Below are 15,255 nucleotides of genomic sequence, written 5' to 3'. Positions count from 1 at the left end.
TCCGCAACACCCGACTCAACGCCGCCGCCACGTGCATGGCCCAAGGCGCGCTGACCGGTAGCCCCGGCGCCCGCGCCTACTACGACAATCTCCGCGACCAGAAGAAGTCCCACACCCAAGCACTACGCGCGGTCGCCAACCGGCTCGTCGGCATCCTCCACGGCTGCCTCACCCACCGAACCCTCTACAACGAACACACCGCCTGGCACCACCGCACCAACCTCGCCGCTTGACACCTTGCACCCCTGGGATGTCTTCGTGACGCGCCCTCCGCAAGCTCCGGGCGCTCCTCAGGGAGCAGGGGGCCCGGCGATCAAGCACGCCGCTCATGGCTGACAATCAGCCACGTCATCGACGTCCGACCACTACACCCCGGCGCGCCTGAACCCCGCCCGTCCCTCGTCGAAGCACACCTGATGACGCTCCTCGCCACCCTGTGACAGCCCCCCGGGAAATTCAGACCCGCCGACCAGCGAACCTCACCTCAACCGATGGACCTCGATCGAAGTCCAGCAGTCGACGTGTGGTTCACCGGTCGGATTTCACCTACAGCCTGATGAGTTCGTGCGGGCGATTGTTGAGCGGCTCGCAGCCGTCCTCGGTGACGACGACGATGTCCTCGATCCGGGCACCCCAGCGGCCGGAGAAGTAGACACCCGGCTCCACGCTGAACGCCATGCCGACCCGCAGCGGGATGTCGTTACCGCCGACGATGTAGGGCTCCTCGTGCACCGACAGCCCGATTCCGTGCCCGGTGCGGTGGATGAACCGCTCGGCCAGTCCGCGCTCGGCGAGGAGATCACGCGCCGCGGCATCGATCGAGGACGCAGTCACCCCGGGCCGGACGGCGGCCACGGCCGCGCGCTGCGCCTCGAACAGTGCGGCGTAAGCATCGGCGATGTCGGCGGGCGGCTCGTCGAAGCAGTACGTGCGCGTGGAATCGGAGTTGTAGCCCGGCTCGACCGGACCGCCGATGTCGACCACGACGATGTCCGACCGCTCGATGACCCGGTCGGAGAACTCGTGGTGGGGATCGGCGCCGTTGGGGCCGGACCCGACGATGATGAACGCCGCCTCGGTGTGCCCCTCCTCGAGGATCGCGGCGGCGATGTCGGCGGCGACCTCCCGTTCGGTGCGTCCGGGGACCAGCCAGTCGGCCATGCGCGCGTGCACGCGGTCGATCGCGGCGCCGGCCCGGCGGAGTGCGTCGATCTCCGCGGCATCCTTGATCATCCGGAGTTCGCGTAGGACGTCGGTCGCCAATTGCGGTGTGGCGCCGGTGTGCCGGGCCAGCGGGATCACATGCAGGGCGGGCATCGAGTCGGAGACGGCGACGCGCGGTTGCGCCGGCAATCCGGCCAGCGCCAGCGCGTGGGCGTCGTCTCCGTCGACCCAGTCGACCACCTCGATGTCGAGATCGCCCACCGCCGAGGCCGACAGCGACGGGACCTCGAGCCGCGCGATCACCAGTCGCGCATCGCCGCTCGCGGAAATCACGAGCGCCGTGAGCCGTTCAAAGGTCTCCGCCCGCGACCCCACCAGATAGCGCAGGTCCGGTCCGGGAGCGACGACGAGCGCGTCGAGATCCGCGGCGCGGGTGAGGTCGGCGGCACGGCGGAGCCGGTCCCGGTACACCTCCGCGCCGAAGAGCGGTGCGGCCCCCGTTCCCGTTGTCGCGACCCGTGCTGCTCCGCTCCCAGATGCCATGCGACGAACACTACCGCCGACTCATGACAGAGTGTGGGGGTGACGGATTCGTTGATGCTGCTCGACGGCGCGAGCCTGTGGTTCCGATCGTTCTTCGCCCTCCCGGAGAAGATGACCAGCCCGGATGGCCGGCCGGTCAACGCGGTCCGGGGATTCGTCGACACGATCGCGAATCTCGTGGTGCGCGAACGGCCGTCGCGACTGGTGGTGTGCCTTGACCTCGACTGGCGCCCGGAATTCCGCACCGACCTGATCCCCACGTACAAGGCCCATCGCGTCGCGGTCCCCGACGGTGGCACCGACATCGAGGGCAGGGACGTCGACGTCGAAGAGGTGCCCGACACGCTCACCCCGCAGGTCGACATGATCATGGCCGTCCTCGCCGCGGCGGGCATCGCGACCTCGGGCGCCATCGGGTGCGAAGCCGACGACGTGATCGGCACCCTGGCGTATGACGAGGCGAACGATCCGGTGATCGTGGTCAGCGGCGATCGGGACCTGCTGCAGGTGGTCGCCGACGATCCGGTCCCGGTGCGCGTCCTCTACGTCGGCCGCGGGCTGGCGAAGGCGGAGATGATGGGGCCGGTGGAAGTCGCCGAGAAGTACGGGGTGCCGGTCGAGCGCGCCGGAATCGGGTACGCGGAGATGTCGATGCTGCGCGGTGACCCGTCGGACGGGCTGCCGGGTGTGGCCGGTATCGGTGAGAAGACCGCGGCGAAACTGATCACCGAATACGGGAGCCTCGACGCCCTGGAGGCGGCTGCCGCCGACCCGTCGTCGTCGGTGCCCACCCGGAGCCGGAAGTCACTGCTCGCGTCGGTCGACTACCTGCAGGCGGCACGCATCGTCGTCTCGGTGCGCACCGATGCCGAGACGATCGACAGTGGCCCGGATGTGCTGCCGGCCGAGCCTGCCGATCCCGCGGCCCTCGCCGAACTCGTCGAGGAACTCGGCATCGGGGCGTCGGTCGGGCGGTTGGCGAAGGCCCTCGGCTGGCCGCAGGCCGGCTGAGGCCTTGGTGTCACAGGCCGACTGAGGCCTTGCTGTGACAGCCGGCTGAGGCCCGGTCAGCTGGGACGCGAGACCTCGTAGCGTCCGTCGTCGTCGAGGAACGTGAGGGTCACCTGCTGTTGCTGTCCGCCCACGGTGACCGAGCAGGTGAACGAGGCACCGGTCTCGACCCGCTGGCCGGACGGGCACTGCACGTCGGAGACCTCGCTGGCCTGGTAGTCCTCGGTGAGGATCTTCTGCACACCGTCTTGGGCGGCCTGCTGGTCGAGGTTCTTCGGTGCCCACCCGGGTTTCCAGAACGCCGTGAGCAACACGATCGCGGCGATGAGGATCAACGCACCGCCGCCGACGAACATCAGTGTCCGGGCGGTCTTGTTCGATTTCCCGGTGGCCATCCCGCTGAACTGGTCGCCGCCCCCGTACTGGTTCTGGCCGTACTGGTTCTGGCCGTAGGGCTGCTGACCGTAGGGGTTCTGGGCGTTCGGCGCCCCGGCTGCCTGCGGGTTCTGGCTGTACGGCTGTTGGCCGTACTGGCCCTGCCCGGGCGCCCCGTACTGACCGGCACCCGCGCCGTACTGTCCCGGTGCCCCATACTGTCCCGGAGCGCCGTACTGGTCGGCACCGTACGAACCCGGCTGCCCGTACTGCTGAGCGCCCGGTTGACCGTACTGTCCGGGATTGCCCACCTGCGTCGGCTGAGACTGAGCCGGACCCGAATGGGGAGGCTGCCCCGCTGCTCCGAACGGCTGCTGGTAGGGGTTCTGCTGGTAGGGATCCGGTTGCGGCTGACCATAACCCGGGTTGTGTGCGGCCGGGTTGGGGGCCATGGTGGTCGGGTCGGCCTGGGGCGCACCGGACTGGCCGGCGCCGGGGCGATTCACGACCTCGGTCTTGCCGTCCGGACCGGACTGATCATTCGACGGTCCCGGATTGCCGTGCGGAGTGGCGCCAGAGGGAGTCGAACCGGCGGGATTCGGAGGGGACGGGTTGGGGTTGTACGGGTCGGTCATGAATCCCTCCCACTCGGCCGTCCACCCGCTGACCGGGTGCCGGCGAACTGTGACGTCGCGGCAGTATCGGGGCGGGCCCGCCGACACCGAATGCGGGATGAACGTTACCTCAGCTGCCTGGGACTATCAGCCAACATCGCACGTGCCCCGCGGACGCGTCGTCCGGTGAACCGACACCCGCGAACCAACCGCATCGACTCAGCCGAGTTCGGCGGCGACCACGCCGCGGCGGATCGCCTTGACCGCTGCCCGCGCCGTCGCACCGAGGCGGGTGTCCGATCCCACCCCGAGCCGGATCTGTTCGAGAAGATCCACGACCTGCCGGTTCCACCGCACGAAGTCGCCCGGCGAGAGCAATTGCCCGCGTTCACCCGCCAGGAGCAGGGCCTCCCCCAGCGACCGTCCCGAGGCCCAGGTCGCCACGGCGACGGAGAATCCGGTGTCGGGTTCGCGTGTCGGACTCACCCGATGACGCTGCTCGATCGCGGTGACCCGCGACCAGATCTCCACCGTGGCCGCCATCGCGGCTCGCATCGAGCTGCTGCCCGGTAGCGCGTCGACTCCGCTGTAACTGTCGCGCCGGCTCTCGTACACGAGCGCAGCGACCACCGCGGCGAGATCGGACGCCGAGAGATCGTCCCAGACGCCGGCCCGGATGCACTCGGTCACCACCAGGTCGCTTTCGCTGTAGATGCGGCCGAGTAGCTTGCCGGAGTCCGTGACCGACATCGTGTGTCCGGTCGACTCGCTCGATTCGGCGACGCGTTCGAGATATCCCAGTTCACTGAGGACGCCCACGATGTGATCGAAGGTGACGCCGAGCGTCGACGTCCGCTCCCCGATGCTGCGCTCGGCGTTGACGATGTCGCGCACCAGCCGATTGCGGCGTTCGGCGAGGCGGAACAGGTCGTCGCCGTTCGGCAACTGATGGGCCGGATGTTCGCGCAAGGTGCGTCGAAGGTGCGCGAGCTCGGCGTCGTCGGCCGCGTCGGCGCGCTTCTTCTGGCGTCCGCGGGGCATCTCGATGCCGGTCGAGCGCAACGCCGACGCCAGGTCGCGCCTGCCCCGGCCGGTGCGTCGATCGGCGTTCTTCGGCAGGCGCATGTTGCCCAGCACCTCGGGTGGATTGACGAAGTCGCGGGTACCGACGCGTCCGCACCAGGCGTCCTCGGTCAGCACGAGCGGCTTGGGATCCTGCGCCTGCGTGGCCGGTTCGATGATGACCGCCAGGCCGCGGTGCCGCCCGACGGGCACGCCGATGACGTGTCCGCGCTTGAGCGCCGCCAGGTCGGCGGTGATGGCGTCGTGTGTGTCGACGCGCTTGCGGTACTTGAGGTCTCGTTCGCGACGCCGGATGTCTTCGCGCAGGGTGACGTATCCGAGGAACCCGGCGTAGGGCTCGTCATGCGAATCGGTGTCGGCCTCGTCGGGTTCGAGACCGCGTGCCTGTGCCGCGCGGGCGAGCTCACCGTCGAGTTTGCGGAGCGAGCGCTGCGCCTCGTCGAGTTTGCGGGCCTGCCCGACGACCGACCGGTCGGCCTGGAACTGCGCGAACGATCGATGCAGCAGCTCGCGGGCGCCGTCGAGGCCCAACCGCCCGAGCAGGTTGACCGCCATGTTGTACTCCGGCGAGAACGAGCTGCGCAACGGAAAGGTCCGTGCACCGGCGAGGCCCGCCACCTCCTCCGGGACCACCTCGGGTGTCCACACGACGACCGCGTGGCCCTCGACGTCGATCCCGCGGCGGCCGGCGCGTCCGGTCAGCTGCGTGAACTCGCCAGGCGTCAGATCGACATGGGCTTCGCCGTTGTATTTGACGAGACGCTCGAGAACCACCGAGCGGGCCGGCATGTTGATCCCGAGCGCGAGGGTCTCGGTGGCGAACACCATGCGCACCAGGCCGCGCACGAACAGTTCTTCGACGGTGTGCCGGAAGGTCGGGAGCATGCCGGCGTGATGAGAGGCGAGGCCGCGGCGCAGCCCCTCCCGCCATTCGTGCACCCCCAGCACGTCGAGGTCGGTCGGCGACAACTCGGTGAGGTGGCGGTCGACGATCGCGTCGACCTCGTTGATCTCCGCGGGTGTGAGGAGCGAGATCCCCGACCGCAGACACTGCGCGAGGGCGGCGTCGCATCCGGCACGCGAGAAGATGAAGCCGATGGCCGGGAGCAGTGCCTCCCGGTCGAGTCGCGTGACGAGGTTCGGGCGGGACAACGCCGGTCCCCGTCCGTCGCGCCGGCGGGGTCCGCTGCCGCGCCCCCGGCCACGGCCGCGCGCTGACTCCCGCTCGTCGTCGGCCATCAGGATCCGGTGCCGGATCTGACGTTTCAGCTCGGGATTGACCCGCGGACGGGTTCCGGCCTTGCGCGCCGGACCGGTGTCGGCGGGGTCGAACAGGTCGAACAGCCGCTGGCCGACGAGCATGTGCTGCGACAGCGGCACCGGCCGGTGCTCGTCGACGATGACCGAGGTGTCCCCGCGGACCGTCTGGATCCAGTCGCCGAACTCCTCGGCGTTGCTCACCGTCGCCGACAGACTCACCACCCGCACCGAGGGTTCGAGGTGCAGGATCACCTCTTCCCACACGGCCCCGCGGAACCGATCGGCCAGGAAGTGCACCTCGTCCATGACGACGTGGGACAGCCCGTCCAGCGCCCGTGACTCGGCGTAGATCATGTTGCGTACGACCTCGGTCGTCATCACGACGACCGGCGCGTCGGGGTTGATGGAGCTGTCCCCGGTCAGCAGCCCGACCGACTCGTGCCCGTGGACGGCCACCAGGTCGTTGTACTTCTGGTTGCTGAGGGCCTTGATCGGTGTGGTGTAGAAGCATTTCGTGCCCCCGGCCAATGCGAGGTGCACGGCGAATTCGCCGACGATGGTCTTGCCCGCACCGGTCGGCGCGCACACGAGCACGCCGTGCCCGCCCTCGAGTGCCTCGCACGCGCGGAGCTGGAAGTCGTCGAGTCGGAAGGCGAGTCTCGACGTGAACGAGTCGAGTTGCGTCACAGGACGTCGTCGAAGGTTGCGCGTTCCCGGGCCGAAGTGCGGGTGGTGCCTGCGCCCACACGGCTAGCGGGAGCCGGGATCGGCGACGCCGGTGCGATGGGCTTCGTCGGCGGCAGTGGGCTGGCCTCGTCGTCGGAGAGGTCGGCCCAGGCGGACGCCTTCTTCGCCTTGCGCTTGTCGACGATGCGCGCGAACTGGATCGCGAACTCAAGCAGCACGGTGAGCGCGAGCGCCAGGGCCAGCATGGTGAACGGATCCTGACCCGGTGTGGCGATGGCCGCGAAGACGAAGACCGTGAAGATGAGGCCGCGACGCCAGCTCTTCAGCCGGGCGTAGGTCAGCACGCCCACGACGTTCAGGGCGATGATCAGCAGCGGCAGTTCGAAACTCACGCCGAAGATCACGAGCACGTTGAGCATGAAGCCGAAGTACTGGTCACCGGCCAGAGCCGTGACCTGGACCTCGTTGCCCACGGTCAACAGGAAGTCGAAGGCCTTCGCGACGACCAGGTAGGCAAGCACCGCACCGCTCACGAACAGCGTGGTCGCCATCGCGACGAACAGGATGCCGTAGCGGCGCTCGTGGGCGTGCAGACCCGGGGTGATGAACTGCCAGATCTGGTAGATCCAGACCGGGCAGGCGAGCACGACACCCGCGGTCAGCGCGACCTTCAGGCGAAGCATGAACTGATCGAACGGGCCGGTCGCGAGAAGGCGACACGAATCGTCGGGGGTCAGTGTGGCGCGTGACGAGGCGGGCAGGTCACAGTACGGTCCGCGCAGCACGTCGCCGAGCGACGGGATGCCGAGGAAACCGTGGCTGTACCAGATGAACCCGAAGATCGTCGTGACGATGATGGCCAGCAGCGAGATGACCATACGGGCGCGCAACTCGTACAGGTGCTCGACCAACGACATGGTGCCGTCGGGATTGAGCTTTCGCTTGCGTTGCCGGGGGTCGAGTCGTCGGGGAATCGGAAGAGTGGGCACTGGCGATGCTCCGACGCGCCCCTATGCCGATTTCTTGACGTCGGCGTCGTGCTGCGTGGCGGGCTGGGTGGAATCACCCGCCGGCAGCTCGCGCCGCGACGGATCGACCGGCGTCGCGTCGGCGGCGGCCTGCGAGTCCTTGTCGTCGTCCTTCTGCATCTCCTTGACCTCGCTCTTGAAGATGCGCAGCGACTGTCCCAGACCTCGGGCGGCGTCCGGCAGCTTCTTCGAGCCGAACAGGATCAGCAGCACAATGGCGACGATCGCCCAGTGCCACCATGACGTGAAGCCCATGAGATCACCCTTCAGATCGGATCAGACAGTGCCCAATGCTACCCGACATGCGGCCGGCCGGGAGGGGGCGAGGCGGATGATCCTCCCAGCCCAGCGGCGGCGGTCGTGCTCAGCGATAGCGCCTGCGTGCGGCGGCTGCGGAGTCGGCGACCGCCGCGGCGACGTCCGGCTCGTCGACGACCCGGACGGCCCCGCCGAATCCGAGCAGGAAGCGGGTGAGCCACTCCGGCGACCCGTAGACCAGCCGCGCGCGGACGGGCAGATCGGCGTCGGGTCGGTCGTCGACCTTCTCGGCGGGTTCGAGCGGGTAGTAGTCGAGAACCCACAGATGGTCGGCGTCGATCTCGATCTCGACGGCCGGGAGGTCGGGGTTCTCGGCCACCAGGACCGACTGGTTCGAGGTCGCGGCCTCGGCCGGCGGGCGGCTCGGCTCGTCCAGGGCCGTCGCGGTGTCGACGCGGTCGAACCGGAACAGCCGCACCCCCTCGGCCATCCGGCACCAGGCCTCGAGGTAGGTGTGCTGGTCCATGACCTGGAGCCGGATCGGGTCGACCACCCGGTCGGTGATGCTGTCGCGTCCGGCCGAGTAGTAGCGCAGGCGCAGTGCCCGCGCCTGTTTGGTGGCCTCGCGGATCGTCGAGTACGTGGGGTTCTCCCCCGACGGGTCGGGAGCCGTGTCGGAAGCTCCCGCGACCCCGGGCACCGTCGCACCCACCGCCTGCTCGATCTTGGCGATCGCCCGGCGTGCTGCGACCACATCGACGACGCCCGGCGTCTCGACCAGCGCCCGTAGTGCGACGAGGAGCGTGCTGGCCTCGACCGTCGTCAGACGTAGCGGCCGGTCCATGCCGGCGGTGAAGCCGACCGTCACATAGCCCTCGCTGAACTCGAGTTCGATCAGGTCATCGGGGTAGTACCCCGGCAGTCCGCAGACGAAGAGCAGTTCGAGATCCTTCGTGAGCTGCGCCTGGGTGACCCCGAGTTCGGCGGCGGCCTGGACGATCGAGATCCCGCGGCGGGCCTGGAAGTACGGAACCATCGCCAGCAGCCGGTTGAGGCGCGATGGTGCTGCGGCGGCCATCAGACATTCACCCCGCTCAGGCGGTCGAGGCTCGCGATGACGAGTTCGCGCAGCTCCGGCGGATCGAGGACGACCGCGTCGCGGCCCACGCCCAGGACCATGCGGGCCACCGTGGTCAGCGAGTGGATCTCCAGGGTCACGATGTCGCCGGGGTCGCCGTCGAGGTCGGCGGGTTCGGTCGCCGTCGCAGCGCGACGCAGGCCGAACGCCCGGTCGGCCGCCACCCAGATCCGAGCGGTCCGACCGTCGGACCCGGACGCGGAATCGACCGCGGCGGAGACGATCTGCTGGAGATCGGTGCCGGCCGGGACCACCACGGCCGCGGCGGCACCGACCGCCGAGACAGCCGTGATCCGCGACAGTCGGAATGTCCGGGTGGCATCGCGATCCCGGTCGTGACCGACGACATACCAGCGACCCCGATGCGACACCACTCCCCACGGTTCGACGCGCCGCGTGGTCGGCGCCGCGGCTGCGGACGACCGATGTCGGAACTCGACCGCCCGCCCGTCCTGAACCGCCGCGAGCAGGCCCGCGATGACCTCCTCGGACCCGAGCGACCGCGACGACCCGCCCGTGGTGATCCCCAGGTCGTCCTCGGAACGGACGTCGAGCCCTGCGGCCCGCAGCTTGAGGATCGCCGTCTGCGACAGCGTCGAGACCTCCGGGGTGTCCCACAGCGCGGCGGCCATGGCGATGGCCGCCGCCTCGTCGGACTCCAGGGAGATCTCCGGCAGCTCATAGGAATCGCGGTCGATGCGGTACCCCTCGCCGCCGGCGGCCATCGGCGACCGGCCGGTGACGAGCGGGATCCCGAGATCGCGCAGTTCGTTCTTGTCCCGCTCGAACATCCGGTTGAAAGCCTCGTCGGACTGCCCGTCGTCCGAGTACCCCGCCACATTGCGACGGATGTAGTCGGCGGTGACGTACTGCCGCGTCCACAGCAGGCAGATCACGAGGTTCAGCAGACGCTCGACTTTGGGGGTTGCCACCGAGTCAGGTTAGAACGTGGCCGTTCACCGCGTGCGGAGGCACGCTGCGTCGGCCGAGAACCCGGCGCTCACATCGAGGCGATGAGGCGATCGACACGCTCGTCGACACTGCGGAACGGGTCTTTGCACAGCACCGTCCGCTGAGCCTGGTCGTTGAGCTTGAGGTGCACCCAGTCGACGGTGAAGTCGCGGCCGGCCTTCTGGGCGGCCGAGATGAAGTCGCCGCGGAGCTTCGCGCGGGTGGTCTGTGGCGGCTCGTTGACCGCGGTCTTGATGGCCTCGTCGGTGGTCGCCCGGGCGACCAGACCCTTGCGCATCAGGACATCGAAGACGCCGCGTCCGCGTTTGATGTCGTGGAAGGCGAGGTCGAGTTGCGCGATCTTCGGATCCGACAGTTCCATCGAGTACCGGTCCTGGTAGCGCTGGAATAGCTTGCGCTTGATGACCCAGTCGACCTCGGTGTCGACCTTGGCGAAGTCATCGCTCTCCACGGCGTCGAGCATGCGTCCCCACAGGTCCACGACCATGTCCATCTCCGGATCGGGCCGTCGGTTGGTGAGGTGCTCGACGGCGCGGGCGTGGTACTCGCGCTGGATGTCGAGAGCGCTGGCCTGCCGGCCGCCGGCCAGACGGACCGGGCGGCGCCCGGTCGGGTCGTGGCTCACCTCCCGGATCGCACGGATCGGGTTGTCGAGCGCGAAGTCCCGGAATGCGACGCCGGCCTCGATCATCTCCAGCACGAGGGCCGCGGAGCCGACCTTGAGGAGGGTCGTCATCTCGGACATGTTCGAGTCACCGACGATGACGTGCAGCCTGCGGTACTTCTCGGCGTCGGCGTGCGGCTCGTCGCGGGTGTTGATGATCGGGCGCGAACGGGTGGTCGCCGACGAGACGCCCTCCCAGATGTGCTCGGCGCGCTGGGACAGGCAGAAGGTTGCCGCCTTGGGGGTCTGCAGCACCTTGCCTGCGCCACAGATCAGCTGGCGCGTCACGAGGAACGGCAGCAGGACGTCGGAGATCCGGGAGAACTCCCCCGCCCGCACGACGAGATAGTTCTCGTGACATCCGTAGGAGTTGCCGGCCGAGTCGGTGTTGTTCTTGAACAGGTAGATGTCGCCGCCGATGCCCTCGTCGGCGAGGCGCTGTTCGGCATCGACGAGCAGGTCTTCGAGAACCAGCTCGCCCGCCCGGTCGTGGTTGATCAGCTGGATGAGGCTGTCGCATTCCGCCGTCGCGTACTCGGGGTGGGAACCCACGTCGAGATAGAGGCGGGCGCCGTTCTGCAGGAAGACGTTCGACGACCGCCCCCACGACACGACCCGGCGGAAGAGGTAGCGCGCGACCTCGTCGGGACTCAGGCGGCGGTGGCCGTGGAAGGTGCACGTGACACCGAACTCGGTCTCGATGCCCATGATTCGTCGCTGCACTTGACCAACCCTACTCGCGCGGACCGCGGCGGACCGGTCGACACGCACCGGCCGCCGCGACCCGCGGCGTTCTCGTCACTGTTCAGTGGACGGTGTCTCACCAGGTGCTTCGTCGGCACCGGCCGGTATGTCCGAGGCCTGCGCATCCGAGGCCTGGGCCTCCGCGGCCGCCGGGAGCAGACCCTCGACCGCGGACGTCGTCAGGCGCCGGAACGCGCGCCGTGGACGGTTGTGGTCGAGGACGGCGACCTCGAGGTCGCCCGCGGCCAGCACCCGCCGTTCGGTCGGGGTACCGCCACCGTTGTCGGCCGGGGCCGTCAACGCGGTCACCGCCACGCCGATGGCCCGGCCGAGTTCCATGTCCGGCTCGTAGATCTCCTTCAGCGCCGCCGCGATCGGTTCGGTCGCGCCGCCCATCACGAGGAACCGGGTCTCGTCGGTGATCGACCCGTCGTAGGAGATCCGGTACAGCTGCGAACGCTTCGGCTTACCCGGCCGGGCGACCTCGGCGACACAGAGTTCCACCTCGAACGGCTTCGCCTGCTCGGTGAAGACGCTGCCGAGTGCGTTGGCGTAGGTGTTGGCCAGCGACAGCCCGGACACGTCGGCACGGTCGTAGCTGTAGCCGCGCATGTCCGCGATCTGGATGCCGGCCTTGCGCAGGCTCTCGAACTCGTTGTACTTGCCCACCGCCGCGAAGCCGATCCGGTCGTAGATCTCGCTGGTCTTGCGAAGGGTGTTCGACGGATTCTCGGCGACGAACAGGACGCCGTCGGCGAAGGTGAGGATCACGACGCTGCGACCCCGGGCGATGCCCTTGCGGGCGAGCTCGGAGCGATCGCGCATGATCTGCTCGGCGCTGGCGTAATACGGGAAGGTCATCGGGCACCCCCGTCGTGCTCGGCGCTGCGGCGTTCGATGACGGCGCGCGCCGCCGCCTCGATGTCGGTCGCGTCCACCTCCCGGGCTCCGTCGGCGCCGACGATCGCGGCCATCGGGAAGATCTTGCGGACCAGGTCCGGCCCGCCGGTGGCCGAGTCGTCGTCGGCGGCGTCGTAGAGCGATTCGACGGCGATCGCGAGTGCGTCGTCGGCGGTGAGGTCGGACCGGTACAGCTTCTTGAGCGATGACTTGGCGAACACCGACCCCGAGCCGATGGCCGTGTAGCCACCGAACTCCTCGTGCCGGTCACCCGCGACGTCGAAGCTGAAGATGCGTCCGCGCTCGGACGGATCGTCGTGATCGATGTCGTAGCCGACGAGCAGCGGGATGGCCGCCAGGCCCTGCAGAGCGGCACCGAGATTGCCCCGCACCATCGACGCGAGGCGACTGACCTTGCCGTCGAGGGTCAGCGGGACACCCTCGATCTTCTCGTAGTGCTCGAGCTCGACGGTGAACAGGCGCACCATCTCGATCGCGATCCCGGCGGTCCCGGCGATACCGGCCGCCGAGTACTCGTCGGTGATGTAGACCTTCTTGACGTCGCGCGTGGCGATGAGGTTGCCCATCGTCGCGCGGCGGTCGCCGGCGAGGACGACTCCACCCGGGTACGACACCGCCACGATCGTGGTGCCGTGCGGGATGTCACCGGCTCCGTCGGTGCCGCCGGCGAACGACCCCACGCGGTCGACCTGGGCCTGCGGGAGCTGGTCGGGTGCATGCGTCCGGAGAAAATCGGTGAACGACGAGATGTCGGCGCCGAACGACGAACCGGAACGGGCTGGGGACAGCGGGGGCAGTGAACCGAACCTGTCGCTCACTGGCCGCCCTTCTGGACGTAGGCGCGCACGAAGTCCTCGGCGTTCTCCTCCAGCACGTCGTCGATCTCGTCGAGCAGATCGTCGGTGTCCTCGGCCAGCTTCTCGCGACGTTCTTGTCCGGCGCCGGAATCGGGGCCCACGCCCTCGTCGTCGCCGCCGCCACCACGCTTGGTCTGTTCCTGCGCCATCTGCTGCCTCCTTGAAACCGATCGCCCCTTGGCGGGCTACCGCGGTCGAGGGAGTCGGGATCGGTTGTCGCTGTCGCGGCGGTGATCCGGTGTCGCTGTCGCAACGGCGATCCGGTGTCGCTGTCGCAACGGTGATCCCTGGTGTCTCGACCCTGCGGAATCGTGTGCTCCCACACTACCTGTGGGGACGACAACTGTGGCGGAACGAAGCACATGCACATCGGAGATGGGCGCGGGGTGCCGCGACATGTCAGGTGGTGAGCTGATCCACCAGTTCGGCGGCCGAGTCCACCGAGTCGAGGAGCTTGCCGACGTGCGCCGCGGTGCCACGCAGCGGTTCGAGGGTGGGGATGCGGACCAGCGAGTCCCCACCGAGGTCGAAGATGACCGAATCCCAGCTCGCGGCGGCGACGTCGGCCCCGAACCGGCGCAGGCACTCGCCGCGGAAATAGGCACGCGTGTCGCGCGGCGGCTCGCTGATCGCGGCGAGTACGTCGTTCTCGTCGACCAGTCGCTTCATCGACCCGCGCGCGACGAGCCGGTTGTACAGGCCCTTGTCGAGCCGGACGTCGGAGTACTGCAGGTCGATGAGCTGCAGTCGGGGTGCCGACCACGAGAGGTTCTCGCGCTGGCGGAAGCCTTCGAGGATGCGCAGCTTCGCCGGCCAGTCGAGGATGTCGGCGCACTCCATCGGATCGCGCTCGAGACGGTCGAGGACGTCGGCCCAGGTCTGCAGGACGTGCGCGGCACGCTCGTCGTCGGAGTGTTCCTGTTCGTGGAACTTCTGGCAGCGATCCAGGTATTCGCGCTGCAGGGCAAGCCCGGTCAGTTCGCGGCCGTTGGTCAGGGCGACCGTGGCCGTGAGCGACGGGTCGTGACTGATGGTGTGCACGGCCTGCACCGGCCGCGCGAGCTCGATGTCGGAGAAGTCGACGCCGGCCTCGATGAGGTCGAGGACGAGCGCAGTGGTCCCGACCTTGAGGTACGTCGAGGTCTCGGCCAGGTTGGCGTCGCCGATGATGACGTGCAGCCTGCGGTAGCGCTCGGGATCGGCGTGCGGTTCGTCGCGGGTGTTGATGATGCCGCGCTTGAGGGTGGTCTCGAGTCCGACCTCGACCTCGATGTAGTCCGACCGCTGCGACAACTGGTAGCCCGCCTCGTCGCCGGACTGGCCGATGCCCACGCGTCCGGAACCGGTGATCACCTGTCGTGAGGCGAAGAAGGTGGTGAGCCCCGCGATGACCGCGGTGAACGGCGTCTCGCGCGCCATGAGGTAGTTCTCGTGGGTGCCGTAGGAGGCGCCCTTGCCGTCGATGTTGTTCTTGTACAGCTGCAGCTTGGGGGCGCCGGGGACGCTCGCCACGTGCCGGGCCGCGGCCTCCATCACGCGCTCACCCGCCTTGTCCCAGATGACCGCGTCCATCGGGTCGGTGACCTCGGGCGCCGAGTACTCGGGATGGGCGTGGTCGACGTAGAGCCGGGCGCCGTTGGTGAGGATCATGTTGGCCGCACCGATCTCGTCGGCGTCGATGATCGGGGCCGGGCCGGACCCGCGTCCGAGGTCGAAGCCGCGGGCGTCGCGGAGCGGCGACTCCACCTCGTAGTCCCAGCGTGTGCGCTTCGCGCGCGGCACACCGGCCGCCGCCGCGTAGGCCAGAACGGCCTGGGTGGACGTCATGATCGGGTTCGCGGTCGGGTCGCCGGGCGCGGAGATTCCGTACTCGACCTCGGTCCCGATGATTCGCTGCATCCTTCGAGGGTAGATGTTCACTCGCCACCGGTCGCAA

At 68.8% G+C, this 15,255-nt stretch carries 13 protein-coding genes and 1 pseudogene; 2 read left to right on the top strand and 12 right to left on the bottom strand.

Translation table 11 applies throughout. The annotated features are described in order from the left end of the window. A pseudogene (locus CA982_RS11860) lies at positions 1-233 on the top strand (IS110 family transposase); the annotation flags it as partial. 313 nt (positions 234-546) lie between these two features. Here CA982_RS11860 and CA982_RS11855 read toward each other — a convergent pair. Beyond that, the gene (locus CA982_RS11855) at positions 547-1,707 is read right to left on the bottom strand and encodes a M24 family metallopeptidase (protein WP_086535515.1); all 1,161 of its coding nucleotides are present in this window, start codon (positions 1,705-1,707) and stop codon (positions 547-549) included. A 54-nt stretch (positions 1,708-1,761) separates the two neighbouring features. Here CA982_RS11855 and CA982_RS11850 point away from each other — a divergent pair, with 54 nt between their 5' ends. After that, a complete protein-coding gene (locus CA982_RS11850) occupies positions 1,762-2,718 on the top strand; it encodes a 5'-3' exonuclease (RefSeq protein WP_086535514.1) in 957 nt (318 codons plus the stop codon). A gap of 56 nt (positions 2,719-2,774) precedes the next feature. Here the strand turns inward: CA982_RS11850 and CA982_RS11845 are convergent, their stop codons facing one another. From CA982_RS11845 to dop, 11 genes are all read right to left on the bottom strand, one after another. Continuing rightward, positions 2,775-3,728 (bottom strand): DUF4333 domain-containing protein, encoded by a 954-nt coding sequence (locus tag CA982_RS11845; protein ID WP_086535513.1) that lies wholly within the window; start codon positions 3,726-3,728, stop codon positions 2,775-2,777. Positions 3,729-3,926: 198 nt separating this feature from the next. Next, positions 3,927-6,737 (bottom strand): DEAD/DEAH box helicase, encoded by a 2,811-nt coding sequence (locus CA982_RS11840; protein WP_086535512.1) that lies wholly within the window; start codon positions 6,735-6,737, stop codon positions 3,927-3,929. After that, positions 6,734-7,654, bottom strand: coding sequence for a twin-arginine translocase subunit TatC (gene tatC, locus CA982_RS11835; RefSeq protein WP_086535511.1), 921 nt, complete (start codon positions 7,652-7,654; stop codon positions 6,734-6,736). Before tatC ends, CA982_RS11840 begins: the two co-directional genes overlap by 4 nt. Before the next feature lie 93 nt (positions 7,655-7,747). Beyond that, positions 7,748-8,020 (bottom strand): Sec-independent protein translocase subunit TatA, encoded by a 273-nt coding sequence (tatA, locus tag CA982_RS11830; RefSeq protein WP_086535510.1) that lies wholly within the window; start codon positions 8,018-8,020, stop codon positions 7,748-7,750. A 109-nt stretch (positions 8,021-8,129) separates the two neighbouring features. Then, positions 8,130-9,101, bottom strand: a complete 972-nt coding sequence (locus CA982_RS11825) for a helix-turn-helix transcriptional regulator (RefSeq protein WP_086535509.1) — start codon at positions 9,099-9,101, stop codon at positions 8,130-8,132. Further along, positions 9,101-10,093, bottom strand: a complete 993-nt coding sequence (locus tag CA982_RS11820) for a helix-turn-helix transcriptional regulator (RefSeq protein ID WP_086535508.1) — start codon at positions 10,091-10,093, stop codon at positions 9,101-9,103. Before CA982_RS11820 ends, CA982_RS11825 begins: the two co-directional genes overlap by 1 nt. Before the next feature lie 68 nt (positions 10,094-10,161). Beyond that, a complete protein-coding gene (pafA, locus tag CA982_RS11815) occupies positions 10,162-11,520 on the bottom strand; it encodes a Pup--protein ligase (protein ID WP_004019052.1) in 1,359 nt (452 codons plus the stop codon). A gap of 75 nt (positions 11,521-11,595) precedes the next feature. Next, positions 11,596-12,402 (bottom strand): proteasome subunit alpha, encoded by an 807-nt coding sequence (gene prcA, locus CA982_RS11810; protein ID WP_086535507.1) that lies wholly within the window; start codon positions 12,400-12,402, stop codon positions 11,596-11,598. Beyond that, the gene (gene prcB / locus CA982_RS11805) at positions 12,399-13,280 is read right to left on the bottom strand and encodes a proteasome subunit beta (RefSeq protein ID WP_086535506.1); all 882 of its coding nucleotides are present in this window, start codon (positions 13,278-13,280) and stop codon (positions 12,399-12,401) included. Before prcB ends, prcA begins: the two co-directional genes overlap by 4 nt. Beyond that, complete coding sequence (locus CA982_RS11800; protein WP_004019064.1) at positions 13,277-13,468, bottom strand: ubiquitin-like protein Pup; 192 nt, start codon at positions 13,466-13,468, stop codon at positions 13,277-13,279. Before CA982_RS11800 ends, prcB begins: the two co-directional genes overlap by 4 nt. A 250-nt stretch (positions 13,469-13,718) precedes the next feature. Continuing rightward, positions 13,719-15,218, bottom strand: a complete 1,500-nt coding sequence (gene dop, locus CA982_RS11795; RefSeq protein WP_086535505.1) for a depupylase/deamidase Dop — start codon at positions 15,216-15,218, stop codon at positions 13,719-13,721. Positions 15,219-15,255 lie beyond the last annotated feature (37 nt).

This window comes from Gordonia lacunae (assembly GCF_002149015.1).
Classification (GTDB): Bacteria; Actinomycetota; Actinomycetes; order Mycobacteriales; family Mycobacteriaceae; genus Gordonia; species Gordonia lacunae.
Note: the sequence above shows the minus strand (reverse complement) of the source record. Positions and strands in the feature narration are given on the sequence as shown.

Coding starts and splice junctions, on each gene's coding strand:
- CA982_RS11855 (WP_086535515.1), bottom strand. CDS start 1,707: ATGGCATCTGGGAGCGGAGCAGCACGGGTCGCGACAACGGGAACGGGG.
- CA982_RS11850 (WP_086535514.1), top strand. CDS start 1,762: ATGCTGCTCGACGGCGCGAGCCTGTGGTTCCGATCGTTCTTCGCCCTC.
- CA982_RS11845 (WP_086535513.1), bottom strand. CDS start 3,728: ATGACCGACCCGTACAACCCCAACCCGTCCCCTCCGAATCCCGCCGGT.
- tatC (WP_086535511.1), bottom strand. CDS start 7,654: ATGTCGTTGGTCGAGCACCTGTACGAGTTGCGCGCCCGTATGGTCATC.
- tatA (WP_086535510.1), bottom strand. CDS start 8,020: ATGGGCTTCACGTCATGGTGGCACTGGGCGATCGTCGCCATTGTGCTG.
- CA982_RS11825 (WP_086535509.1), bottom strand. CDS start 9,101: ATGGCCGCCGCAGCACCATCGCGCCTCAACCGGCTGCTGGCGATGGTT.
- prcA (WP_086535507.1), bottom strand. CDS start 12,402: ATGACCTTCCCGTATTACGCCAGCGCCGAGCAGATCATGCGCGATCGC.
- CA982_RS11800 (WP_004019064.1), bottom strand. CDS start 13,468: ATGGCGCAGGAACAGACCAAGCGTGGTGGCGGCGGCGACGACGAGGGC.
- dop (WP_086535505.1), bottom strand. CDS start 15,218: ATGCAGCGAATCATCGGGACCGAGGTCGAGTACGGAATCTCCGCGCCC.